The sequence below is a fragment of the Candidatus Pantoea floridensis genome (genome assembly GCF_900215435.1).
GTDB lineage: Bacteria > Pseudomonadota > Gammaproteobacteria > Enterobacterales > Enterobacteriaceae > Pantoea > Pantoea floridensis.
In genome coordinates this window covers 729034-754808 of sequence record NZ_OCMY01000001.1, presented here as the reverse complement: position 1 = coordinate 754808, position 25775 = coordinate 729034, and the positions used below count along the sequence as shown (strand labels likewise).

18 protein-coding genes are annotated in these 25775 nt (G+C 47.8%); 16 read left to right on the top strand and 2 right to left on the bottom strand.

The features are described from left to right. Positions 1 to 10: 10 nt before the first annotated feature. Both tssG and tssF read right to left on the bottom strand, forming a co-directional pair. Positions 11 to 1036: a type VI secretion system baseplate subunit TssG gene (tssG, locus tag CRO19_RS03625; protein WP_097094641.1), complete on the bottom strand. Its 1026-nt coding sequence runs from the start codon at positions 1034 to 1036 to the stop codon at positions 11 to 13. Then, positions 1036 to 2916, bottom strand: a complete 1881-nt coding sequence (gene tssF / locus CRO19_RS03620) for a type VI secretion system baseplate subunit TssF (protein WP_097094640.1) — start codon at positions 2914 to 2916, stop codon at positions 1036 to 1038. The genes tssG and tssF overlap by 1 nt, the downstream gene beginning before the upstream one ends. A 571-nt stretch (positions 2917 to 3487) precedes the next feature. Here tssF and tssH point away from each other — a divergent pair. From tssH to CRO19_RS03535, 16 genes are all read left to right on the top strand, one after another. Further along, positions 3488 to 6154, top strand: coding sequence for a type VI secretion system ATPase TssH (gene tssH / locus CRO19_RS03615; RefSeq protein WP_097094639.1), 2667 nt, complete (start codon positions 3488 to 3490; stop codon positions 6152 to 6154). A 94-nt stretch (positions 6155 to 6248) separates the two neighbouring features. Further along, on the top strand, positions 6249 to 6809 hold the full coding sequence (locus CRO19_RS03610; protein ID WP_097094638.1) for a fimbrial protein: 561 nt from the start codon (positions 6249 to 6251) through the stop codon (positions 6807 to 6809). A gap of 89 nt (positions 6810 to 6898) precedes the next feature. Beyond that, the gene (locus CRO19_RS03605) at positions 6899 to 7651 is read left to right on the top strand and encodes a fimbrial biogenesis chaperone (protein WP_097094637.1); all 753 of its coding nucleotides are present in this window, start codon (positions 6899 to 6901) and stop codon (positions 7649 to 7651) included. Positions 7652 to 7735: 84 nt separating this feature from the next. Continuing rightward, a complete protein-coding gene (locus CRO19_RS03600) occupies positions 7736 to 10354 on the top strand; it encodes a fimbria/pilus outer membrane usher protein (RefSeq protein WP_320204459.1) in 2619 nt (872 codons plus the stop codon). Further along, the gene (locus tag CRO19_RS03595; RefSeq protein WP_320204458.1) at positions 10339 to 10935 is read left to right on the top strand and encodes a fimbrial protein; all 597 of its coding nucleotides are present in this window, start codon (positions 10339 to 10341) and stop codon (positions 10933 to 10935) included. Before CRO19_RS03600 ends, CRO19_RS03595 begins: the two co-directional genes overlap by 16 nt. A 79-nt stretch (positions 10936 to 11014) precedes the next feature. Next, entirely contained in the window at positions 11015 to 11542 is a 528-nt protein-coding gene (gene tssB, locus CRO19_RS03590; RefSeq protein ID WP_097094636.1) for a type VI secretion system contractile sheath small subunit, read from the top strand. A gap of 18 nt (positions 11543 to 11560) precedes the next feature. Beyond that, entirely contained in the window at positions 11561 to 13066 is a 1506-nt protein-coding gene (gene tssC / locus CRO19_RS03585; RefSeq protein WP_097094635.1) for a type VI secretion system contractile sheath large subunit, read from the top strand. 187 nt (positions 13067 to 13253) lie between these two features. Next, positions 13254 to 13739 (top strand): Hcp family type VI secretion system effector, encoded by a 486-nt coding sequence (locus CRO19_RS03580; protein WP_097094634.1) that lies wholly within the window; start codon positions 13254 to 13256, stop codon positions 13737 to 13739. A 99-nt stretch (positions 13740 to 13838) separates the two neighbouring features. Beyond that, positions 13839 to 14399 carry a type VI secretion system lipoprotein TssJ gene (gene tssJ / locus CRO19_RS03575; protein WP_097094633.1) on the top strand — a complete coding sequence of 187 codons (561 nt, stop codon included), beginning with the start codon at positions 13839 to 13841 and terminating at the stop codon, positions 14397 to 14399. A gap of 2 nt (positions 14400 to 14401) precedes the next feature. Next, the gene (tssK, locus tag CRO19_RS03570) at positions 14402 to 15748 is read left to right on the top strand and encodes a type VI secretion system baseplate subunit TssK (protein WP_097094632.1); all 1347 of its coding nucleotides are present in this window, start codon (positions 14402 to 14404) and stop codon (positions 15746 to 15748) included. Next, positions 15748 to 17109 (top strand): type VI secretion system protein TssL, long form, encoded by a 1362-nt coding sequence (gene tssL / locus CRO19_RS03565; RefSeq protein ID WP_097094631.1) that lies wholly within the window; start codon positions 15748 to 15750, stop codon positions 17107 to 17109. Before tssK ends, tssL begins: the two co-directional genes overlap by 1 nt. Before the next feature lie 10 nt (positions 17110 to 17119). Further along, complete coding sequence (gene tssM, locus CRO19_RS03560) at positions 17120 to 20887, top strand: type VI secretion system membrane subunit TssM (RefSeq protein WP_097094630.1); 3768 nt, start codon at positions 17120 to 17122, stop codon at positions 20885 to 20887. Between the two features lie 19 nt (positions 20888 to 20906). Beyond that, positions 20907 to 21590 carry a hypothetical protein gene (locus CRO19_RS03555; RefSeq protein WP_099686951.1) on the top strand — a complete coding sequence of 228 codons (684 nt, stop codon included), beginning with the start codon at positions 20907 to 20909 and terminating at the stop codon, positions 21588 to 21590. Between the two features lie 43 nt (positions 21591 to 21633). Continuing rightward, positions 21634 to 24624 carry a type VI secretion system Vgr family protein gene (locus CRO19_RS03550; RefSeq protein WP_176519123.1) on the top strand — a complete coding sequence of 997 codons (2991 nt, stop codon included), beginning with the start codon at positions 21634 to 21636 and terminating at the stop codon, positions 24622 to 24624. A 78-nt stretch (positions 24625 to 24702) separates the two neighbouring features. After that, positions 24703 to 24966: a PAAR domain-containing protein gene (locus CRO19_RS03540; RefSeq protein ID WP_097094628.1), complete on the top strand. Its 264-nt coding sequence runs from the start codon at positions 24703 to 24705 to the stop codon at positions 24964 to 24966. Position 24967: 1 nt separating this feature from the next. After that, positions 24968 to 25774, top strand: a complete 807-nt coding sequence (locus CRO19_RS03535) for a TagK domain-containing protein (RefSeq protein ID WP_097094627.1) — start codon at positions 24968 to 24970, stop codon at positions 25772 to 25774. The last annotated feature ends 1 nt before the right edge of the window (position 25775 follow it).

Sequence of the window (25775 nt, the reverse complement as noted above, 5' to 3'; positions counted from 1 at the left end):
AGGTCCTGCTTCATGAAGCATTGTGATACGTCTCCGGTTCAAAACTCATTCCTGGCAGTGGCGAATCGTGGTTTTCGCGTTCAAGCCAGCTGGTGTAACCGAGCTGGTAGGCATCGCCGAGGGTTGCGCAGGGTACGTCGCTGGCATTGAGCACCAGGCTGACTTCCCATGCATATTCAAAACCGACGAACTGCCGAATCCATTCACACAGCACCGGTAAATCCTGACCCCATGGGCTAAAGCGGATGTATTGTTTCAACGTCAGTGGGCCAAAAATGAGCTGAAACTTATGCTGACGATCCAGGACGGTATCACCGAGCATGGCGCCATCACCGAGCAGTGCACTCTCCTGACCAAAGCCCAGTTGAGTTTGATCGTCACGCTGTAGCGTTATCCATTGGCCGACGTATTCTCTGATTTGAACCGGCAGTCCAAAGTAGTAATTCAGTGCGCCGAGCAAACCTTCAGGATTACGCGCTTCACGCACAAGGTGCGAGGCTGCGGAGAGACGAGGGTGCTGTGGCAGGACACTTTCTGCTAGCTCCTGAGGATCGATACCCATCAGGCTGCCGGTATAAAACGAAAAGCGTTCCTCATGTGGGCGATCAAGTGCCGCAGTGTCCTGAGAAACAGCCCATGCCCGGTAGAGTTTGGAAAGCGCACGATGATGAAAAAGGTCTACGAAATTCGTTAGCGTCGTATCATGCTGTTCATTCCGTATGTAGGCCATTTCGGTCTGATGGAGCGGCATTGCACCCTGCGGTCCCCAGATCCCCAGGCTAAACAACTTCAGGTGTGTCTTATCATCTTGCTGACTAACGCTTTCAATTTCTCGTGGGGCAAACACCATATGTGGTGACTGGCCAATGATGAAATTTTCATTATCGGGCAGCGCAGACGTACCGGGAGCGGGCAGTTCAGGTGAACGCGCTGCCAGGGTCCGCATTAAACTGATAAAACCGCTATCCCAGGGTTTGGACTCATCAAACCAATTTTCAAGCCCCAAAGGGAGTGGAGCCGGATGCTCTGCAGGCATTACAACACTCCCCTGCGACCGTGACGCGGTTGCCAGAGACCAATTCGGCCACGTTGCATCGTCAGCAATTCGGTTTCTGTGAAAACATTTATGGCGGCATGACGCGCCAGATAGTTTTCCATGATCATGCCGAACAAATAGGGGCTAATGCCGGAGAAGCCCTCTTCATCAATAGTCAGTGAACAGCGAATCCCCCGGCCATATACCAACAGGCCATTGCCCGGTAAACGACGAATAACCGGTTCACTTTTGCACCCTACCAACGCATCAATCTGGGTATTTGCTTCATGGTCCGCGCTGTTAACAAACAAGCGAAGCATGTTACGCATCGCTTCGCCCCCTTCACTGTGAGGCATATCTGAGAGAGGGAGATAGTTGTAGCTAAGTTGCCTGATCAGGCGCCAGGCCGATTCACCTTTAGCAAATGGTGGGCGAGGTGCACTTGGCTGAAACAGAAAACGAGCACCGCTGACAGGAGCCGATTCAGTCATCGTGAGTGTGAAATTGCCGTCTGCCGTAATCAGGCGAGGTAAATCGCGGTTTGTCACCAATGCTTCAATGGAAAGGTATCGAATATCATCGCTAAAGGGCGCGTTCTGCTGATCAACTAATGACAGGAACACCTCAGTGCCGGCATACGCGGTACGGGTATCGTATTTACGCGTGTTGCGCTTACCCGTGTGATTTTTCCTGATGGTCGAAAAATAGCGGCCGTAGTTGCCTTTATCGCTATGGCGGGTTTGGAAAAGAGGATTGAAGTTGATCTCCTGACTTGTTTCAGCCTTTTGACCAAATACTTTTTCAATGGAATAAATTTCAAAATCCAGTGGCCGACTCCGATCGGGTAGCACGTGAAATTCATTCAGTTTGCGATTGATTTCCAACTTATCCATGCGGCGTGGCAGCAGATTAATCACCGGGGTGCAATGCAGTAAAAAGCGTGATGCCGTGACATGGCTGGCCAGCGCTTGTGACTGGCGATCAAGCAGGAAAATGATTTCCATTTCATCTGAAGTGTTGTACTTCGCCGCCGCGGCCAGTTGCGTAACGGTAAAAAAGTAAAAACGCTGACGGCAGGAGAAGTACTCATGTACCAGATTGTGACCATGGAACATGTTCCATGCGACAGGCAATAAGCTCTGCTCGGGTTTCAGGCTATCGAAGCTCAATGCATCTTTGCTGATGACGGTATCATGTACCTGGCCATCATGTTTACCGCGAAGAATAGTGGCAACGTGGTTGCTATACAGCAACTCGAAGATATGTGACACCACACGTTCATCACCATTGATATAGATCGGCAGACGATCAAGCCCTTCGAGCTGCGAGAAGGACAAACCCGCAGGCAGTTTTAGCTTGATGCGGAGCGTTTCTTTAAGTCGCTGCGCCGAAATTCGATGGCGCTCAAGTGAGGGCATATCAGGTGGCAGACTGGTCAGGCGTGCATCTGTGACTTCAAAGGGCCATAGCTGGACGTCCTGGCCACTTCGAAACTCACACCGCGTAACTTCTCCTGGCGCAATTGGCGTGAGAAAAGCGCTATTGCGGGGAACGGTATAACCTTGAGTGAGATCGCCTTCTTTCAGGCTGGGTTGCAACTGCACAACACCCATTGAAGGAGTAGGCGCCGTATAGTTCGGGTAAACAATATCCAGCAGTCGACGTGTAAAGAGGGGAAATTCAGCATCCAACTTAATTTGCGTACGCGCCGACATAAAGCAAAAGGCTTCAATTAAGCGCTCGACAAAAGGATCGGCGACTTCAATACCATGCATGCCAAGACGTTTGGCTATTTTAGGATGCTGCGTAGCAAATTCACGCGACATCTCACGCATGAACGTAAGCTCTTTGTTGTAATAATCGAGAAAATTATGTTCCATTTGCGTTCTCTGAATTACTGTCTTGACGGTTTAGATAGGACAGCCAGCGTTTTTATCTTGTGTGTAATCTTTTCATTAAACTGGTCTGTCTCACTCCGTGAAGAGTTCATTATTTTTATTAGTTTAATACCCACCTTAGAGTGAATTTATTCTAAGGATTAATTTGGCGAATGAAATAGTCGATGGATTACGAATTTGTAGGTTTATGCTTATTGGTCTTTTCTCTTTGCAATATTATAAAAATAAAAGTAATAGATGATTATCTTTTATGTAATTGATTTTATTGATCATTTTTAATGAGTGTTAGTTATTTTTGTTAGTGACTTTAATGTTTTGCCTTCAGGTTTAAATAGCGTTTTCAACGTGAGCTTTCATCTTTTGTGATAATTTTAGCACATAGGAATTTTGTTGATTTTATTCCTAATGTGCATTTTAGGTCTTCACAAAAATAGTTTATGGAGATAAATTTCTTCGCATTGAGTGCTTAGGGATTGCACTTCACTACACACAGATAGCATAACAACATAACAAAGTGGTTCATCCACTTAAAATAGAGTTAAAGGTGACAAACGTGGCTATTATCAGAAAGAACTTATTTGGAAAGCTGGATAAAACCTTATTCGCCACTATTGAGAGCGCAACCACCTTTTGCAAATTGCGCGGTAATCCATATGTTGAGCTAGTTCATTGGATAAATCAGCTTTGGCATAGCGATGATAACGATATTAAGCATATTGTCCGTTACTTCGATATTGATGGTGAACAAGTTGAGCGCGGGATTGCCCAGGCTCTGGGGCGCCTGCCAACGGGAGCCAGCTCAATTTCGGATTTCTCATATCACATTGAGCTAGCGATTGAACGCGCATGGGTATGTGCAAGCCTCGAATGCCTCGATAACCGCATTCGTAGCGGCCATTTAGTCCTCGCACTTCTGAGTAATATGGAACTTCGTCGCACGTTGCTGGGCATTGCTCCCGTGCTCGATAAAGTCGCGCTAGACGTGCTGAGTAGTGATCTGAAATACATTACTCGTGAGTCGCCAGAAGCAACGGAAGATGCGAGTGATGGCACCGCATTTTATGAAGGCTCCATGCCGGGCGAAGCGAGTCAGGCGATGGGGCAGAGCAGCACTGCTTCGTTAGCGCAATACACCACAGATCTGACGTCACTGGCGCGTGAAGGAAAAATCGATCCTGTTCTTGGGCGTAACCAGGAAATTACCACCATGATCGACATCCTGTTACGTCGTCGCCAGAACAATCCGTTACTGACGGGTGATGCAGGCGTGGGTAAAACGGCTGTCGTTGAAGGGCTGGCACAAGCGATAGTGTCAGGCGCCGTTCCCCCTGCGCTTGAAGAAGTACGCTTATTAACGCTGGATGTTGTCGCACTCTCAGCGGGTGCGAGTATGAAAGGCGAGTTTGAGGCACGCCTGAAAGCTGTCATTGATGAGGCGATGGCCTCAGTGCAGCCCGTGATTCTTTTTATAGATGAAATTCATACCCTTGTTGGAGCGGGCGGAAATGCCGGGACGGGTGATGCGGCAAATTTACTTAAACCCGCGCTGGCACGCGGTCAGCTGCGAACCATTGGCGCAACCACCTGGAGTGAATATAAGCGGCATATAGAAAAAGATCCGGCATTGACTCGTCGCTTCCAGGTGTTGCAGGTGAGTGAACCTGATGAGGAAGTGGCGATGTCGATGCTGCGTGGGCTCGTGCCGGCGCTGGAAAAACATCACGGGGTTTGGATCACCGACGAAGCCGTACAGGCTGCAGTCAAGTTGTCGCACCGTTACATTCCGGCGCGTCAGCTACCCGACAAAGCGATCAGCTTGCTGGATACCGCCTGTGCCCGTATCGCGGTAGCGCAATTTGCCGCCCCAGCCGAGCTGCAGAAATTGGTATGGCAGCAGGAAACCGCACGAACAGAGCTTAAATCTTTAGAGAAAGCTCATCAGTTTGGTCGCGACGCTTCAGAGCGAATGAACTCGCTGACCGCTTCTTTAAATGAGTGGGCTGAATCAGGTGAGGCACTTGAGAAGCGTTGGCAGAACGAGCGTGAGACTGTCAACCGTATTGTGGCGCTACGTCAGCAGATTGCCCAGTCTCTGTCGCAGGAAGAAGAAAGCTCAGTTGAGCTGGCCATATTCCGTGAACAGCTTCAGTACGAAGAAAAAAATCTGAGACTAATCTCGGCTGATGAGCAAATGGTTCAGGCTGAGGTTAATGAAGAGGTCATTGCGCACATCGTTGGCGACTGGACGGGAATTCCCGTAGGCCAGATGCTGAAAGATGAACTCAAAAAAGTGATGGAGTTGCCTGCGCGTCTTAATCAGCGCGTGATTGGACAATCCGCCGCTCTGGATCAACTTAGCGACTGCATTATGACGGCTCGCGCAGGACTGGCTGATCCAAGAAAACCACTAGGCGTGTTTATGCTGGTGGGGCCATCAGGTGTCGGTAAAACCGAAACTGCACTGGCGATTGCGGAAAGCATGTATGGCGGCGATCAGAATTTGATCAGCGTAAACATGAGCGAGTATCAAGAGTCGCATACCATCTCTTCGTTAAAAGGCTCACCTCCTGGCTATGTCGGATACGGCGAGGGTGGGGTGTTAACGGAGGCTGTGCGCCGTCGACCTTATAGCGTGGTGCTGCTGGATGAAGTAGAAAAAGCGCACCCAGATGTTCATGAACTTTTCTACCAGGTCTTTGATAAAGGCCAGATGGAAGATGGTGAAGGACGCAGCATTGATTTCAAAAACACGGTATTGCTGCTAACCAGCAACACCGGAAGCGAATTGATCAGCCAACTGTATGCAGATGAAGAGACTGCACCGGATCAGGAAGGCTTATTAGCCGCATTGCAGCCGGAATTATTGAAGGTATTCCCGGCGGCATTTTTGGGCCGAGTCAATGTGGTGCCTTATTTACCGCTGCAACAAAGTTCATTAGATAAAATTGTCAGACTGCACCTTGCTCGTATTCAACATCGTGTAACAACGCAATATCAGTGTGAATTGCATTATACCGATGCTGTTGTTGCACATGTGGTTTCACAGTGCCGAGTTGCAGAAACAGGGGCTCGTCTGATTATTCGAATTATTGAGCAAACTATCACAACGCTACTAGGTAAGGAAATTTTGGCTCATCACGCGAAGCTGAAAAACAATCTCATTACCTTAGACAGAATAAGTGATCAGTATGTGGTGACATTAGCAAACGCGTCATCATAGCTCAGAAAAAATATTTCATTGCTCAGGTGATACCTGACATGGGATGTCAAAGTAGTTTTAATTTTAACGGAATATCTATTTGAGGATAGTAATAATGCGCATGTTGAAAACTTCAGTTGCAATTTTGGCTTTGATCGCAGCAGGTAATGCAGCAGCAGTATCTAGCGGTAAGATTAATTTTGTAGGTAAAGTTATTTCATCGACCTGTGAAATTCGCCCTGGTGACGAAGATAAAACGGTGACTTTACCAACTGTGAATGCCTCGTCATTGGCTAATGATAAAGACACTGCAGGTACGACCAATTTCACTATCGGTGTTGTCAATTGTCCTGCTCCTGCAACTCCTGTTGATCCTAATGATCCAACAATGGTGGCAGTCCACTTTGAAGCGATTGGCAGCTCCGGTTTTGATGCAGCAACTGGCAACTTGACTAACGCGTCTGTAACCGATCCGGCCACAAATGTTCAGATTCGTTTATACAACTACGGCGGCAACAATAGTGTTATTAAACTTGGTGAAACAGGTAACTACTTCCCAATTGACAATACCACAAACTCTGCCACTACAACTTATACCGCAGGTTATTATGCTACCGGTACTTCTACCGCTGGTAACGTACAGGCTCACGTGATGTACTCATTGGCATATAAATAAGAACAATTAGAGTGGTTGCCCTATAGGGGCACCACTTTTTTTGAAAAAATTATCAATATGATATTAATTCTTTCGCTTGGATGAATATTATGCTTAAAAAAATTTTCCTTGCTTCACTATTAATTAGTGCAGTTACACCAGCTTTTTCATCCATTGTGATAAGCGGAACTCGTGTTATTTTTCCTGGCGACCAAACTGAAGTTAATGTCCGCACAATCAATAGAAGTGACACTCCTGCTCTGGCTCAGGTTTGGGTTGATGATGGCGATACTAAGATAGACTTACAGAATACGAAAGTACCTTTTATTGTTACCCCCCCCGTCTTCCGTGTGGAGCCGAATAAAGGGCAAAGTATTCGTATGATTTATAACGGTATGGCGCTGCCACAAGATCGTGAGTCCCTTTTTTGGTTTAACTTACTAGAAATTCCTCCTAAAGCCAGTGATGACAACAAAGGGCAGAAGTTAGAAGTCGCGTTTCGTACCCGTATAAAGATCTTCTATCGTCCGAAGGCGTTGCTAAATGGCTCTGTTACAACCGAACTCGACAAGCTGGGATGGGAGTTAGTAACTGATAACAATCAAGGTGTTGGTGTAAAAATAAAAAATACCACACCTTATTATTACTCGTTTAATACTATCAATGTGATGTCACAGAATAAAAAAATAAGAATGACATCGGAAATGATTGCTCCAAAGTCAGAAATGGTGGTTTATCCGGAAAATAAATCTAAGCTGACATCAATTTCGGCGATGGATTTTCAGTATATCAACGAATTCGGTGGGATCATTCAGAAAAAGCTTAAATTAAAAGGTAATGCCTTTTTTATAGACGATAAATGATGTCTTTAAATTATTAAATCTATGAAATATTAGCCGCAATACCTCATTAATGGATTATAAAACCCCTTAAAAGGAGTTTACACTGTGGTGCTGAGTAAATATTCAGGGAATAGTTCTGGCAGGAACATAAAGAAGCTCAGTGTGCTGATTAAATTAGCACTCTGCTTCCCATTGATTGCTGAAGGTCAAACAAATGTGCAGGAAGTTCCACAAACTTCCGGTGGTCCGCTTGCTCCGGAAAAAATAAATTTTAATAGTGGTTTCTTGCATGGTTCCAATATTGATATTTCCCGTTTTGCTGAGGGTAATGTTACATTTCCTGGTATTTATCGAGTCACAGTAAGTGTTAATGGAAAAACGAAAAATTCGTTAAAGATAAGTTTCGTTCAATTAAATTCAGATGCAAACGCCAAGCCTTGTTTCAATCAGTTACAGTTGAATCAGCTAGGCATTGTGCCGGATGAGAAAAGAGCAAAACAGCTATTACTGATGCGACCAGATGGTGCAGAGCAGTGTTATGTGCTTGACCGATGGATTGAAGGTTCAACTAGCCAATATAACAGCGGTGACTTTGAACTCAACTTACAAGTGCCTCAGCTATATGTACGTCATCATAGTGATGATTATGTTGATCCTAGTCTATGGGAATCAGGTCAAACGGCAGGGTTTGTTGATTACGCAGCTAACTTATGGCAAATCAGCCAGGGAGCTGCTAAAGGAAACAGTAATAACACTGCTAATTTAGGTGTGACTGCAGGCTTCAACGTGGGTGAATGGCGCTTAAGAAAAAGAACTAATTTTAACTGGAGTAATCAATCACCATCTTCCATACAGAATAACTATACGTATGCTCAACGCGATATTACACCGTTGAGAAGTGTGATGACCGTTGGTGAAACTAATAGCAATGGTGAATTGTTTGATAGCTTCAGTATGCGCGGTGTGCAGTTGCAAACGGATGATCGCATGCTGCCAACTGAAATGCGTAGCTATTCACCCATTTTACGTGGCGTAGCAGAAACTAATGCCAAGATTACCGTAACTCAACGTGGGCAAATACTGTATGAAAGTATTGTTCCCCCAGGGCCTTTCGCCATTACTGATGTTGGTGCGATAGGATATGGCGGTGACTTGACTATGACGATAACAGAAGCGGATGGCCGCATCAGGCAGCAATTGATTCCGTTTTCTGCTCCGCCCATGCTGTTACGAGAAGGTTCTTCACGGTTTTCTCTAGCACTTGGACAGTTAAAGGAGGAGCAAATTTATGACCATCCCGATCTCTTTCAGGCGACGTATCATCGCGGTTTGATGAATTACTGGACCATGTATGGCGGAACATTAATTGGTGAACACTATAAAGCGTTTGGTCTGGGCCAGGCTTTCAATACGCCAATAGGTGGGATCTCTTTTGATGTCATAAATGCACGTAGTGTTTTAGCCAATAACACTCAGCGTTTAGGGAATAGTTATCAGGTAAATTACAGCAAATATCTTGACCCAACAAATACTAACATTACTCTGGCAGCTTATCGTTACTCTTCCAAAGGTTATTATAGTTTTCGTGAGATGGCTTTGGCTCGTAATACGTCATTAATTAAAGAACGCAGTGAGGCGGATAATGTTTACATCAACTACCGCACGCAGAACCGTTTTACAGCAAGTGTTAACCAGCGTATTGACGATAATAAATCTTTATGGTTTAGCGGAAGTTTAGCCAGTTATTGGGGCGGGAAAACGGATTCGCGCCAATATTCGATAAGCTTTAATCATTCCCTGGGACGTTTTGGCTATTCAATTACAGGATCGCGTTCGCGCGCTGGAAATGGCAATGATGAAAATATTATCCAGTTGGCCGTTAATATACCTATTGGTGGTAATTATAACCAAAAACCGTTATTTAATTCGTTATACAGCACAGTGAGTAACAGTAATCAAAGTGGCACAACATTCCAGACTAATGCTTCCGGCTATCAGGGTGACCAGGGGGAGCTGACATATGGTGTAGGTGCCAACGTAGGTAATAGAGCGAACGATAAAGCGGTGAGCGGTAATATTCAATACCAATCATCAATTGCTCAAGTTGGCTTGAGTGCAACGGCGAATGATTTTAACACGCAGTTTGCAGGCTCATTAAGAGGTAGTGCTGTGGCTCATAAAGGTGGTGTCACACTTGGGCCAAGTATCAATGATGCTCCTTTTGCCATTATTGAGGCGAAAGGAGCTGCGGGAGCAAGGTTACTTAATGGTCAGGGGGCAAAAGTTAACCGATTCGGCTATGCCATACAGCCTTCTCTGTACCCTTACCGTGAGAATGTTATCCAGTTGGATGCGAAAGGGTTGCCCGACACTGTAGATGTTCTGGACAACGAGAAACACATTTTTCCACGTCAGGGTGCCGCAATACCTGTCGTGATGAATACGATCACCGGGACCCCAATGATTCTGACATTACGCGACAGTTCTCATAGTTACCTGCCTATTGGGACCGATCTTATGGATGCGAACGGCAAGAGTCAAAGCGTGGTAGGGCAAGGTGGTCAAGCCTTTATCCGTGGCTGGGATCCGGCGCAAGGGCCGCTATTAGCAACGGTTGGTGAAGAGAAGCTTAAATGTATAGCGAAAGATGCTGCACCTGTGAATAAGGCTGTTTCTGAGGATCTGAGCATGGTCCAACTGGAGGTGACATGTTTACGCAACTAGGCGGAAAAACTTCATTAAACATTCTGCAACCTTTACTTGGCATGACCTTACTGCTAATTGGTTTCGCCGCGTCGGCAAAGAGTTGTTCAACGAAAGGCAGCTGCAATATTGAAGTTACTTTTTTGGGAACGTTCTTGGCGCAGACTTGCGACGTTAGCGTTAATAATGGTGGTGAATCAGGAACGGTGGTATTGCCCACGGTATCATCGCAATTATTACAAAAAAGTGGAGATGAGGTAGGGAGCACGCAATTCCCTATTTCTCTGAGAAATTGCCCGGTTAACCGTACCATTGAGATGCGTTTTACCACCAGTGGTGGAAATACATCAGACAGTGAGACGGGTAACCTGGTGAATAGCACCGGCAACGATTACAGCAATGATGTTCAAGTGCGGGTGCGGAAAATTGACGGTACACAACTGAGTATCGACGATAATAACAGCTTTCAGGAGTATTTAATTCCTGCAAGTGGTGATGAAGTGACACACAACTTTATCGCCAGTTATTATGCTAAGAGTAATGGAGCAGTGAGTGCGGGGCTTGTGCAAACTCGCTCCACCATTGACCTGACTTACAAGTAACTGCAGTAAGAAATGAGTGATTAATGATTCCGGATTAACATTCGGGTACGTTTAAATAATAAAATGCAGAAAGGTTATCATGGTTAATAAAAATAATTCGCAGAAGTTTATTGCGCGAAATCGAGCGCCTCGCGTTCAAATTGAATACGACGTTGAAATATACGGTTCTGAAAAGAAAGTTGAACTTCCATTTGTAATGGGTGTACTTGCAGACTTATCGGGTAAACCACTTGAACCGTTGCCACTGGTTGCCGATCGTCAATTCCTGGAAATTGACATCGATAATTTCGATGAGCGTATGAAAGCAATGCGTCCACGTGTGGCATTTGCGGTACCGAATACACTGACCGGTGAAGGTCAGCTGATGATTGATGTAACTTTTGAAAGTATGAGTGACTTTGAGCCTGATGCAATTGCTCGAAAAGTTGATTCTCTTTCCCAACTACTAGAAGCACGTACTCAACTTGCCAACCTGCAGACCTATATGGACGGTAAAGCGGGAGCGGAAGAGTTAGTGATGAAACTTCTGCAGGATAAAGCGCTGTTAAATTCTCTGGCCTCTGCGCCTAAAAAGAGCAATGACGGCTCTGAAGCGAAACCTGCGTAGAGTAAATAAGGAGACATGATGTCAACTTCACGAATGATGGAAAAACAAAATGCGGCAGCACAAGCCGCTTCTCAGGCAAGTGCATTTAGTTCTTTGCTGAATAAAGAGTTTAAAGTTAAATCCGAACAGACCAAAGCTGCAGTTGAAGGCGCAGTGAGAACGCTGGCTGAACAGGCCTTGGTAAACTCGGTGACGGTATCTGACGATGCTTATAAAAGTATCGCCTCAATTATTGCCGAAATTGATCGCAAGCTGTCAGAGCAAATTAACCTGGTTCTTCACCATGAAGAGTTTCAGTCGTTGGAAAGTGCCTGGCGAGGTCTGCATCACTTGGTAACCAATACCGAGACCGATGAAAAGTTAAAGCTGCGCTTTATGGATGTATCCAAAGAAGAATTACGCCGCAGTATGCGACGCTATAAAGGGACATCATGGGATCAAAGCCCACTCTTCAAAAAGATCTATGAAGAAGAGTATGGCCAGCTCGGCGGTGAGCCATACGGCTGTATGGTGGCGGACTATTTCTTCGATCACTCTGCTGCCGACGTGGATCTGCTGTCATCGATTGGTAAAGTGGCCGCTTCTGCACACATGCCATTCATTGCAGGTGCATCGCCGAACGTATTGCAGATGGATTCCTGGCAGGAACTTTCTAATCCACGCGATCTAACTAAAATCTTTACTCAGAATCTGGAATACGCGGCCTGGAACAGTCTGCGTCAGTCTGAAGATTCTCGTTATATTGGCCTGGCAATGCCGCGCTTCCTGGCTCGTCTGCCATATGGCACCGTTACCAACCCGGTTGAAGCCTTCCATTTCGAAGAGAACACCGACGGCGAAAACCACAGCAAGTATGTCTGGTCGAATGCTGCCTATGCGATGGCGGTAAATATCAACCGTTCCTTTAAAGAGAACGGCTGGTGCACCATGATTCGTGGTGTTGAGAGTGGCGGTGTAGTTGAAGGTTTACCGTGCCATACCTTCCCGACCGATGATGGCGGCGTAGACATGAAATGTCCGACCGAAATCGCTATCTCAGACCGTCGTGAATCTGAACTGGCTAAAAACGGTTTTATCCCGCTGGTGCATCGTAAAAATACCGATTTTGCCGCCTTCATTGGCGCCCAATCACTGCAGAAGCCAGCAGAGTATTATGATGCTGACGCAACAGCTAACGCCACGCTTTCAGCGCGTTTACCTTACCTGTTCGCTTGTTCACGTTTTGCACACTATTTGAAATGTATTGTGCGTGACAAAATCGGTACGTTTAAAGAACGCGACGATATGCAGCGCTGGTTAAACGACTGGGTAATGAATTACGTCGATGGTGATCCGTCTAACTCCTCAATTGAAATTAAAGCTCGCCGTCCACTGGCTGCTGCTGAAGTTATTGTTGAAGATGTTGAAGGCAACCCTGGCTATTACCAAGCCAAATTCTTCCTGCGCCCGCATTTCCAGTTGGAGGGTTTAACCGTATCTCTGCGTATGGTAGCCAAACTTCCTTCTGTTAAAGGCGGAGCCTGATTTAACTATTCGGTTTGACAATGGACATTAAGGACAATGTCTGAATCGAATATTTAAGACTCAAAGTAAATGTAATTACTTTGAATTAATTGAGAATACGTGCTGGATATATTCAGTGCAGTAGTCTCGTATCATTCAATGCATCGCATTGAATAATCTATACACAACTAGTCCATGAGAGGAAATTATGGCCCAAGATATGTTTATTAAAATTGATGGCATCGAAGGTGAATCTTTAGATGCTACTCATAAAAACGAGATCCAGGTTCTGGAATGGAAATGGGACGTATTGCAGCCTAAGAATATGCACAGCGGTTCAGGCGGTGGTTCTGGTCGTGCTACTGTTGCTGACTTCGTGTTCCAGCATTATACCGACAAAGCAAGTCCAAACCTGTTGAGCTACTGTCTGACTGGTAAGCATATTAAAAATATCGCTTTCACCGTGCGTAAAGCTGGTGGCGATCCACTGGAATACATGATTCTGAAGTTCACTGACGTAATCATTACTAAAGTTGGAATGGGTGGCTCTCATAAAGACGAAACTCGTCCACGTGAAGAAGTTAGCTTCTCCTTCACCAAAGTAACTGAAGATTATGTAATGCAGAATGCTGAAGGTCATAAGTCTGGTGTTATCTCTGCGACTTATGATGTAAAAGCAAACCAGCATAGCTAATTAAGTTCTTGTTACAAGCCCTGCCACATTAAGCGTGGCAGGGTTAAGGAACGCTCGCCTTAATTTTACTTTTACTTATTCATATTAAAGGAGGACGTAATGATTACTAAAATAATGCATCATGCTGCCGCCTCCCATCGGCGTTGGCTAACGATGTTAATCATTTTATCGATGACCAGTATGCTAACGTCTTGCCAAAGCACGCCGAATAATGATTCGAGTGCACATACGGAATCCGTAAAAATTACTTTTGATGCATCCAACACTATAAATAAAAATGACGCAGGAGAAGCAAACCCTCTTCGTATTACGGTGTATCAATTGAATCAACAGCAAGCATTTATGGCCAGTGATTTCATTACTCTTACTGAGAGTAGGGATCCTGAACTTACTAGTCAGATTTCGCTTATTTACGACACAATGATTGTCCCCGGTGAGAAAAAAGATAAAGTTATTGAGACGCCTAAAAATGTTACTGCTCTGGGTGTGATAACGGCCTATCGAGACATATCCGACTCGGAATGGAAGGTGCTTTATATTATTCCTGAGAAACCCAAGCGCAGTTGGTTTCAACGTTATTTTAAACGAGACAAAGTTTGGCAGCCTCATATTCAAGTCAGAATGAATAATCTGACAACTTCAGTTAAACCGGTAAATTAATTATGAGAACAAAAAAAGTCGTCTGGAGTGAAGGTCTTTTTCTGCGCCCTCAACTCTTTCAACAGCAAGAGCGTTACCTGGAATATTACTCTCATAAGCGAGCTCTCACCCTTACGCCCTTTTTTTGGGGTTTTTCAGCTTATGAAATTGATCGTGAAGCGCTTTCATATGGAAAACTGGTTCTCCGCGCTGCGAGCGGTGTTCTGCCGGATGGTACGCCATTTGATATTCCAGGACATGCCGATCTGCCGCAGCCATTAACTATCGCACCTGAACATCTTGGCAAGATGATTTATTTGGCTGTGCCGCTGCGCCTGGATAATAGTAATGAAACTATTTTCGATGAGTACGATAGCGGTTCTCTGGCGCGTTTTTACGGCAATGAAGCTGAGCTGAATGATACCAATGCCATTCACCAGGGACCTAAACCTGTGCAGCTGGCGCAGTTGCGCCTCCGTTTGGTGTCAGAAAGCGAAATGACGGAGTCGTGGATTGGATTACCGCTGACGCGCGTACGCGCTATCCAGCCTGATGGCAGCGTATTACTGCATGTTGATGATTACATCCCACCCGTGACAGGTTATGGCGCGAACCAGCTGCTCAGCGAATGGCTGACGCATCTGAACGGTCTGGTAAAAATGCGTGCGGGAATGTTGGCAACGCGATTATCAAACAGTGACGGTAAAGCGAGTGCGAGTGCAGAAATCGTTGATTATCTTTTACTGCAAATCTTTAATAAATATGAGCCATTGCTCGACCATCTGCGCACCATTCCTGAGTTACCACCCATCATGCTCTACCAGGAACTGGCCAAATTTGCGGGCGAACTTTCTACCTTTATACGGGTGAAAACACGCAGACCACGATCGGCGCCAGGCTACAAGCACGCTAGCCTTTATGCCTCTATCCGCCCCCTGGTTGATGATATTCATGAACAGCTCAACCAGATTCTGGTGCGTGCGGGCCAAATGATCACGCTGGAATCACGTGGTAACGGTGTCTGGTCGGCGAATGTGCTGCCAAATGAACTGCGCGGTTTCAGTAATCTGGTTGTCGCGGTATCTGCGCAGCTACCTATGGATATTCTGCAGCATCAATACCTGGCTCAGGCAAAATTCAGTGCACCGCAGCAATTGCATGAACTGGTACGTTCGCACTTGCCTGGCCTGGAAATCCATCCTCTGCCTGTCCCTCCGCGTCAGATTCCCTACAGCGCCGGCCACGTTTACTTTGAACTGGCTAAGAGTGGTCCATTCTGGGATCGCATTGCCAGTAGCGGCGCTATTGCATTGCACATTGCCGGTGATTTCCCTGACCTGAAAATGGAACTGTGGGGGATTCGTGACTAATGAGCGAGCATGACAATTTTAACCTGAACAGCACGTTTTTTGATAACCAGGCGGATACCGATAGTAACGGCCAGGAGTTGGGACATTTCCTGCTCGATGAATCGACCAGCTTTTCAGATTTCAAGACCAATCCGGCGATAAATCATGACGCAATAAATGAACGTTATGACAGCAGTCGTCTGCGAAGTGAAAGCATTCATGAGCGGGTTAATCGCGTTAAAAATGCGTCCCTGCCATTACTTGAAGCGGCGCAGCCATTACTGCGTGCGTTAAGCGAAATGCCCGAAAAAGTGAACGGGAAAGATGAAGCTAATTTGCTGAAGGAGACGCTGAAAAAAGAGATCACGCTCTTCAGCGTCGTCTGCGATGAGGCAGATATTTCCTGGAAGAAGATGGCCATTGTGCGCTATTGCATGTGTACCGCACTGGACGAAGCCGTTCTGGCGCGTTCGTGGAGTAAAGATGTCAACTGGTCGCAAGGCAACCTGCTTAATCACTTTGAAGGCGATAACGATGGCGGCATAAAATTCTTCCTGCTGGTGGGCCGCTTGTCCATGTCACCTCAGGAATATGCCGACGTTCTTGAAGTTCAGTTGATTATTCTCGGCCTTGGCTTCGAGGGGCGTTATAGCATTATTGAAAACGGTGAGCGCCAACTTAATCGCATTCGCCAACGTCTATTGACACTATTACAAAGCTCTCGGGAAGACCGAGGCATGGCTCTGTCACCGCAAGGCGTTCCGGTGCGCAGTGGCAAAAAACGCTATCAGTTTTATGTTCCTGTCCGTATCTCCATGCTTGTCGCCGGAGTATTGATCGCCGGTAGTTTTATCTATGCCAAATATCACTTGATGATCCCGCTTAGCGATATCGTCACTCGCATTGATGCTTCTGCACGTTCACCCATAACCCTGCCTCCAGAACCGGCAGTTGGAAAGCTAAGGTTAGCCGAATTACTTAAGGAAGAGATCGCCCGCAAGCTGGTTACTGTGGACGAAACGCCTGAGCGCAGCCTGGTGATATTCCGCGGTGACGGCATGTTCAAAACCGGCACATTTGATGTGCTGGAAAGCATGCAAAGTATCCTCAAGCGTGTGGCTGAAGAGATCCATCGCGTAAATGGCAAGACGCTGATTGTCGGTTTCACCGACTCGCAACCCATCAATAAGCCTGGCCTTCCGAGTAATCAGGTCCTCTCGGAAAAACGCGCTGCCAGTGTGGCGCAATGGCTGCAACAGGCCGGCATCCCTGCTGAAAATATTCGAGTTGAAGGAAAAGGGGATAGTCAGCCCGTTGGCAGTAACGCCACGCCTGAGGGACGAGCACAAAACCGTCGCGTCGAAATATTAGTTAATTATTAATGGATGAAACATGTCAGTGTTTAATCGAATTTTCTCAGGAACAGGATTAAGACGCTTTTCTCTGATCGCTGTTTATTGCGTGCTGGCGGCGGCGGTTTGGTACCTCGGCCCCTGGTTTGGTTTTGGTGAGGCTACCCCTTGGGCGGGTGCTGAAAACCGCATCATTATGTTGGTGATGCTGTTTGTGATGCTGCTTCTGCGCTGGAATCGTCTGCCACTGTTTTTAGATCTCTCGCTCTTTGCGATGGCGATGGTTTGGACTCTGGGTCCCCATATCATGATTGGGGAAAACTATCCGCTCAAAAGCAATATAAACCGCGGTGCAGTCATTGCTGTGCTGCTGGTATTGACGGGGCTGTATGGACTTTGGCGGCTGTTGCAGGCGCTGGCTGTAAACCCGGCGTTACTTAACTCACTGATGAGTAAAAGGTCAGCTGCGGTAGAAGCTAAACCAGACATGAGCGCTATCACGCAGATCATTGCAGCGGGTGTGAAACATACCCAGCGTGTTCATCGTGCCTTGCCATTGTGGCGCCGTTTTTTCAGCTTCAGCGACAGTAAAACACGCTTACCGTGGTTCATGATAATTGGACCTAAAAACGCCGGTAAAACCACCATGCTGTTCTCATCGGGACTCGATTTCCCATTGCCAGAACAGCTGAATCGTCAGGACCGTGAAAATCCTTCTACCGATAATATTGAGTGCCTTTACACCAATGACGCGCTTTTCCTGGACACCTCAGGTAAATATCTGCAGGAAGCAGAGCATGTTCAGCAGGAGTGGCGTGGCATCTTAGGCGCATTGAAAAAGTACCGTCCTAAACACAGTATTCATGGCGTGGTTGTGACGCTCTCGGTTGAAGATATTTTGCACCGTACTCAGTCTGAGCGCCTCGGTATCGCCGCGGCATTACGCTCAAGGCTCAGCGAGGCGCGAGAAACTCTGGGATTACGTTTTCCGGTATACGTCAATATCACCCGAATGGATATGTTGACCGGTTTTAGCGCCTATTTCCGTAATCTCACAGCGATTGAGCGTGAACAGGTTCTTGGTGTAACGCTTCCCTTTGAACGTCAATCACACGACAGCGGAGCCGAACTGGGTAAGCAGATCAGCGAAACGCTGGCTCAGTTGGAAAGCCGTCTTGGTAGTACGCTTTGCCAGCGTCAGCTGGAAGAATATGACGTCACCGATCGCAAACAGATGTATGCCGTACCGCAGGATTTTCGTTTATTAGCGCAGGGCGTGACCGAAATGCTGCAGCATATTTTCCTGTCATCGCGCTATGACGAAACACAGTTCAATACCACATTGCGTGGCATCTACTTTATGAGTAGCTGTCAGCCAGCCGAAAAGGGGTTGCTCAACAACAACACGGTTGTTCAGCGCTGGCGTAATGTTGTGGAACATCAATATCCTGAAACAGCAGCATCATATGGTCTTCAACAAGCAGAGGGCGGAGTTATCGATAACTCTCCCTGGGGAAAACATTACTTCCTGCGTCAGCTTTTCAGTGATGTGATCAGTGCCGATCGTGATTTAGTCAGTTCCAGCCTGCGCATGCGTACGCGCGATCGCTTGCAGAACTTCGCAGGCCATCTTGCGGCAACGATGCTCGCTGTCTGGCTGATATGGGGAATTGTTACCAGTTTCCACCTGAATGACGATTATCTGGCGACTATTGGTGTTCGTACGACTCAACTGACTGAAAAAGTTGTTGAATATGTTGATCATCCTGAACAGCAGCTGTTACCGGGCGTCCTGTATAGCACGTTGGCATTGAAGCAGTATTTGGGGCTGGATATCAGTAATCCTCCGCTGAACTGGCGCTATGGTCTTTACACACCTGCCACCGTTGAACGTCGTGCGGACAAACTCTACACCTTCTTTTTACAGAATGCGTTGCTGCCAAAATTGCAGTTGCAGGCAGCCATCTCTCTGAACAAAGCCGTAGTCGATAATGATCCACTTGCTGCGTGGGATGCGCTGAAGCTTTACCTCATGCTGAATGGTGAGGGAGATGCCGATGCCGGCTTCCTGATTGCCCAGATCAACCAGCAATGGAAAGCCTCAGGCATGATCGATGCTTATGGTGAACAGGAGACGTTTGACAGTCATCTGAATGCTCTTTTCTCCTCGAAAGGATGGCGAGAAAAATCATCGCCAATCGATCAACCGCTGGTTAAGCGCGCCAGGGATATGCTGGTGCAGATCCCGCAAACCACCAGAATTTGGCAGCATTTAAAGCAGAAACTGCAGCTGGTAGCACCGCCAAGTGTCACCCTGCAGGCGATGGTTGACCCTCAGGCGCCGATGATTTTTAAGCAAAATGCTATCGAAAATCAGCCTGAGGGTGTACCCGGCATTTTCACCCGTGACGGGTGGCGAAACCTGGTAAAGAAGCAGCTCGCTACGTCGTTGATCGGCTTACAGCGTGAGGATAGTTGGGTACTGGGAAAGACGGGGCGCGTGGTAAATCCTCTCACGCTGCGTGATGAGGTACTGATTCTTTATCTGCAGGAATATGCGCATCAGTGGCAGCAATTCCTCTCGAGTATTCGTCTGATACCGATGGGGGGACAGCAGAATCTCAGTATGGATGTATCGCTGTTAAGAACCCTGGTCGCAGATAATTCGCCACTGCGCGGTTTGCTGGAACGTGCCGTCAGTGAGACGACTCTGGCGGAAACCAAGGATAAAACGCTGCAAACAGCTTTACAGACTGAGCTGAGAACCGGCCGACTGGTACAACAAGCTACGCGATTAAAAGACAGTGTCGATTTCCGTGAACAACGGCTTATTCATCAATATGTTGATTTTCCGTTCAGTTCACTACGACTTTTCGTGAAAGGCGATCAAGACGGCACGGGATATAACCCGAACCAAACCGTTGGGCTTAACCGGCTGATGAATCTGCTCACCGATCAGTATACCCGCTATGTGGTTTACAGCAGTGCGCTTGATGAGGGTGACATCCCGGTTATGGGAATGGATAGTTCCCGCCTGGCGGCGGAATCGCGGACGTGGCCTGAGCCAGTGAAGGGGATTTTGATGCCTCTGCTGGGACGTTCCAATGAAAGCATCCAAAAGAGCATTGTAAAGCTGAGTGTTACAGCCATTGATAATGGCATTGGCCAGGTTTGTCGTAAAACGCTGCAAGGACGCTATCCCTTTGCTAAAAGCCAGCAAGAGGTATCACTCAATGATTTTGAGCGCTTCTTTGCAGTGGATGGTGTGGTTGATAGCTGGTTCAAACAGAACATGGCCGACAAGGTTGATACATCAACTTACCCATGGCGCTATAAAGGCAATGGCGGCGGTGAAGGACTCTCCTTCTTCCAGCAAGCTGCCGCCGTCCGTGATGCATTCTTTGACGCGGATGGACGCAAAGTGTCATTGAATTTGTCTACCCGCGTGCACTACCTCTCTCCGGACATAGCGCAACTGATGCTGAGCGTTGGCGGAGAGACGCTGCGTTACTCACATGGCCCGGTCATGCCGATGGCGTTTCACTGGCCATCAGGTGGATTGACCTCTTCCGTTACGATGACCGGCCAGAGGCTCCCATCATCGGCACTGCCAGATCTGACATTCCACGGTGCATGGTCGGTTATGCATTGGCTGGACAGCGCCGAACGCGTAACGAGCCAGGGTGCAGACAGTCGAATTTATCGCTGGTCACTGGGTGGCAAGCCAGTAGAGCTGGAAATTGGTGGGCTGGGTAATGGCAATCAGAATCTGCAGGGCATGTTGCGCGGATTCCGCTGCCCGGGATGATAAGGGAGGAAATATGTGGATGAAACGCAGCAAGCAGCATGCGCATTTGCTGAGTTTTTTGCCTGAGCTTTCCGGGGAAAAGAGTCAACGCAAAAAAGGAGAGATGCAGCGGGTTAAGGCAGAAGTTGCCTCTTTAATTTCGACGCTTGCTCCTGCAGAACCTTCGTTATTAACGCAACCAGAACTGTGTCGTTACCCATGGTGCTTTGTTATGTCTGCAGATGGCATATCGGCGGATCATTATCTGACCGGTGCCCTTGTATTCGATGACAACACTGAAACGCCACATGGCGTTTGCGTATTGCTTCGGGCCTCAGAGATGGTGCGGCTGTTGACAATTGAAGACAGTCTACCGTTTTGGATGATGCGCTCGCTGTCCACGCTAGCGCAACATGACAACCCTCGCCATATTTGCGAACAAATAGAGGCAGATTGCCGTGATTTGGTGGCATCGAGTTTGTCTTCCGGCTGGCGGTCAAAACTATCGAATTCAGCACAGCTTTCACACATTCATACCCGCCTCAGTGACATGCGATGCGATGCGGATTTTGAGCTGGAAGGGAAACGATGTGTTGATGTCATGCCATGGAGGAGTTGGCCTGAGTGCGTTTCGGATTCAGAGTTTCTCTGGCTCTGGAGGCAGAACAGGCATGGAAAAATAATTGAATCACAACGGAAAGCAGTTGTTAACCCGGTGACCTGAGTGCAACGCGCTCAACGTTACTTTTCTGATATCAGGAATGACTATGTCTAGGACGATAACACTAAGCAGTCCAGCGATGCCCATGTTACTGGGTGAACCTGCTCTGGTACTGAATAGAATAAAGGGGGAAGAAACCTTCTCCACTTTATACAGCTATACCTTGCTGGTAAAAACGCCCGCAAATCCGCTTATTCCATGGCAATCTGCCTCGAATGTGGATATCAAGGCGTTAATTGGCAAAGAGATGACCGTCTTCATCGAACTGGATGGAAACGGTCTCGATCACCTCATCGGGATTGGACGCGGTCAACGCGAGATTTCAGGATTGGTTGAAAAAGCGCGCTTTAAAGGGCGCGATGCCAATCAGGCACTTTTCGAGATTGTTATCCGCCCCTGGCTATGGCTGACCACGTTAACCACTGACTACAAAATTTTCCAACAAAAATCAGTGGTCGATATTATCGATGAGGTGCTGGCTGACTACCACTTCTCTTATGAGAAGCGGCTGACAACCAGTTATCCGACGATGGACTATCAGGTCCAGTATGGCGAGACAGACTTCAATTTTATTGAGCGTCTGATGGAAGAGTGGGGGATCTATTGGTTCTACGAACATCAGGACCAAAAGCATAAGTTGATCCTGGTGGATCACGTTGGTGCACACAAAGCCAGCCCAAGTGAAGCTTACCATGTTATTGATTATCAGCCTGAAAATCCTAAAGCCGATGCCGAGTATATCTCTGTATTTGAACATCAGGAGATGTTAACCAGCGGTCGCTGGGTAACCAACGATTATGACTTCACTAAGTCGCGCGCCGATATCCTTTCCATTGATGTCAAAGCAAGAAAAACCAGCTTCAATGAGATGGAGGTATTCCACTGGCCTGGTGATTACGAGCAACCTGCTATTGGTGAGCAGTTAGCGCGTATTCGTACCGAAGAGCGTGGATCAAAGGGCTCACGCGCGGTCGGGAGTGGCGAGTTAAGAGGGATTGTTTGCGGAACGCATTTTGAGCTGGTCGGTTATCCGGTCAACAAAGTCAACCGCGAATATATGGTGATCTCCAGTGAACTGGACATCCAGGAGATCAACGAAGTCACCAATAAAGATATGTTCAGTATTCACTGCAAATTTACCGTGCAGCCGACGACAAAAATCTATCGTCATCCCCAGATAGTTCCAAAGCCACGTACTTATGGTCCGCAAAACGCGATTGTAGTGGGACCGCCAGGTGAAGAAGTCTGGACCGACGAATATGGCCGGGTAAAAGTGCGTTTTACCTGGGATCGTTACGGCATTAACCGTGAATCTGACTCTTGCTGGTTGCGCGTTAGCCAGGCGTGGGCAGGTAATAGCTTCGGTGGTATTTATATTCCACGCGTCGGCCATGAAGTGGTGGTGGACTTTATCAATGGCGATCCCGATCGTCCAATGATCACCGGTAGCTTGTATAACAACGTCACCATGCCGCCCTGGGATCTTCCGGTAAATGCTACACAAAGTGGGCTTATCAGCCGCACTATTGGTGGTGGTAAAAGTAATTACAACGGTGTGCGTTTCGAAGATAAGCCTGGCCAGGAATTGTACTGGGAACAGGCGGAACGCGACATGGATCGCCTGACCAAGAATGATGAAACGCAAACCATCGGTGTTAATTCTGATATTAGCGTCGGTAAGAATCGCACTCTGGTGGTGGGAACGGATTACACCAAGAACGTAGGTGCGAATGCCACTTATGCTATCGGTTCCAATTACAACCTTGAGGTGGGCGCTAATCGTGACATCATCGTTGGGGCCGATTACAGCAAAAATGTGGGGGGCAGTTACTCCAAATTGATCGGTAGCCAGGCAAGCATGGAAATTGGTTCTGGCTACAACATGATTGTGGGAGGAATGCATAAAACGAGTGTTGCCGGCGCAGTTAAGACGGATATTGGCGGTGCGCACAATACCAATGTTGGCGGTGCCGTTAACACCAACATTGGTGGCACCGTTATCACCAACATAACCGGGTCAGTTGAAAAGAACGTCGCCTGCACAGTCAAAAATTATGTAAAAGGCGCCATCATCACCAACGTAGGCGGAGCCATTAATACCAACGTAGGCGGGGCGATCCTGACCAACGTTGGCGGTGCGCAGTTGATTAACGTCGGTGGTGCGCAGATGACCTCCGTTGGGGGCGCCGCCACGCTGTTTGGTGGTGCAATAGTCAGCGTGGGTACTTTAGGTGAGCTGATACTGTCGGGCGATACCGTCAAAATTATTGGTAAATCGCGCGTGGTCATTGAAGGGGGCATCGTTCAGATTAACCCAGGTGATGGGGCGGGTTGTGCCGGTGCAGGCATTGCCGCCGCCGCCGGTGCCGTTGGCGGTGGATTAGGGCTGAGCGCATTAGCAGGGCTTAAAGGTGTAGGCGGGCTGATGTCACCGAAAGCAATCATGGGTGGCATGGCTTTACCTATTCCACTGCCAGTCTTGCCTGTATGGCCGCCTGTTATTGATCCGCCGGTACCACCGCCAATCATTGATCCACCAATCACGCAGCCGCCGATTACGCAGCCGCCGATCACAGAGCCGCCGATTACGCGGCCGCCGATTACGCCGCCGCCAACGGACACGCCGCCGCCGACGGATACGCCGAAGCCGACGGATACGCCGAAGCCGACGGACACGCCGAAGCCAACGGACACGCCGCCGCCGACGGATACGCCGCCGCCGACGGACACGCCGCCGCCGACGGACACGCCGCCGCCGACGGACACGCCGAAGCCGACGGATACGCCGAAGCCGACGGATACGCCGCCGCCGACGGACACGCCGCCGCCGACGGACACGCCGCCGCCGACGGACACGCCGCCGCCGACGGACACGCCGCCGCCGACGGACACGCCGCCGCCGACGGACACGCCGCCGCCGACGGACACGCCGCCGCCGACGGACACGCCGCCGCCGACAGACACGCCGCCGCCGACGGACACGCCGATGCCAACCCCAACGCCGACGCCGACGGATTCGCAGACGCCAGAGCCGTAATGGGACTGGTTAGGTAGATAAACCTTGGGGGGAGAACTCTCCCCCCATTTATAGAGCGCTAAATAAAGGAATAGTGAAATGAAACCAGCAGCTCGGATAAGTGACTCAATAAGTCATGGTGGTAGCATTATTAGTGGTTCAGGGAATGTGATGATAAATAGCTTGCCGGCTGCAGCTGTCGGAATAAGTAATGCGGTGTGTAGCATTGATGGTTCAACAGTCGTCGCTTCGGGGTCTGGTACGGTATTTATCAATAATCAACCTGCGGCTCGTATTAGTGACTCAACAGCCTGTGGAGCAACGATTGTGAGTGGCTCAGGCAATGTCTTGATCGGCGGTTAACATGCAGATTCAGATCATCTGGCCGGAGCTGCATAATGATATTACGTTAGATGAACACCATCAACGTGATAGCCCTGTATGGTTTAGCCCGTCGACAGGCGGCTTTAATGATCAAGCTGTTGAACAAGAAGATCAGGTTATTTTCTGGCTTCAGCAGCAGCAACTGATGTTATGTGTTGAAGCCCATGACTATGTTTGCCTTATAGACGGGCAGCCATTTGAAAACGGTACAACTCGCCTGCTACGAGGAGGGATGCTAATACAGATTGGGCATTACCTGCTTAAGGTCATTGCTCCACCTGCAGATGAACTGGCAAATAGCCTATTACCGGCTGAGGGGGATCTTCCTGAGCTAGAGTTACTGATCAACCACGGCGGCCATTACACGCCCTATGGTGATGATGCAAAGCAAGAGAGCCATCACGCTGAAGAAATTGATCCTCTAAAATCATTAACGCAAGAATATAAGCATTATCTCTTATGGGGCGAGCAACATCACACGCCGCGAGATGTTGAGAAAAAGAATGTCTATTCAAAGCGCGAGCGTTTAAGTGATAACTTAAATGTGAACGAATGCCTTAAGAATAAGACCGTTTCCGAATGTGTCGTCGAAGCAGAAGTCATGATGGAGCGGGTATTTAGAGAGTTAATGATTGATCACGATGATATTTTTGAAACTGAGCAGGATATTAAGATTGAGCTACTGCGAGAAATTGCACCAGAACATCTTAAGCAGATTGAAAAACGTGTCGTTTCAGAATTACTGTATCGCGAACTTTATAAAATGGGGCTGGATAGCCACTTGTAGA

Coding starts and splice junctions, on each gene's coding strand:
- tssG (WP_097094641.1), bottom strand. CDS start 1,036: ATGCCTGCAGAGCATCCGGCTCCACTCCCTTTGGGGCTTGAAAATTGG.
- tssF (WP_097094640.1), bottom strand. CDS start 2,916: ATGGAACATAATTTTCTCGATTATTACAACAAAGAGCTTACGTTCATG.
- CRO19_RS03610 (WP_097094638.1), top strand. CDS start 6,249: ATGCGCATGTTGAAAACTTCAGTTGCAATTTTGGCTTTGATCGCAGCA.
- CRO19_RS03605 (WP_097094637.1), top strand. CDS start 6,899: ATGCTTAAAAAAATTTTCCTTGCTTCACTATTAATTAGTGCAGTTACA.
- CRO19_RS03595 (WP_320204458.1), top strand. CDS start 10,339: ATGTTTACGCAACTAGGCGGAAAAACTTCATTAAACATTCTGCAACCT.
- tssB (WP_097094636.1), top strand. CDS start 11,015: ATGGTTAATAAAAATAATTCGCAGAAGTTTATTGCGCGAAATCGAGCG.
- tssC (WP_097094635.1), top strand. CDS start 11,561: ATGTCAACTTCACGAATGATGGAAAAACAAAATGCGGCAGCACAAGCC.
- CRO19_RS03580 (WP_097094634.1), top strand. CDS start 13,254: ATGGCCCAAGATATGTTTATTAAAATTGATGGCATCGAAGGTGAATCT.
- tssJ (WP_097094633.1), top strand. CDS start 13,839: ATGATTACTAAAATAATGCATCATGCTGCCGCCTCCCATCGGCGTTGG.
- tssK (WP_097094632.1), top strand. CDS start 14,402: ATGAGAACAAAAAAAGTCGTCTGGAGTGAAGGTCTTTTTCTGCGCCCT.
- tssL (WP_097094631.1), top strand. CDS start 15,748: ATGAGCGAGCATGACAATTTTAACCTGAACAGCACGTTTTTTGATAAC.
- tssM (WP_097094630.1), top strand. CDS start 17,120: ATGTCAGTGTTTAATCGAATTTTCTCAGGAACAGGATTAAGACGCTTT.
- CRO19_RS03555 (WP_099686951.1), top strand. CDS start 20,907: ATGAAACGCAGCAAGCAGCATGCGCATTTGCTGAGTTTTTTGCCTGAG.
- CRO19_RS03550 (WP_176519123.1), top strand. CDS start 21,634: ATGTCTAGGACGATAACACTAAGCAGTCCAGCGATGCCCATGTTACTG.
- CRO19_RS03540 (WP_097094628.1), top strand. CDS start 24,703: ATGAAACCAGCAGCTCGGATAAGTGACTCAATAAGTCATGGTGGTAGC.
- CRO19_RS03535 (WP_097094627.1), top strand. CDS start 24,968: ATGCAGATTCAGATCATCTGGCCGGAGCTGCATAATGATATTACGTTA.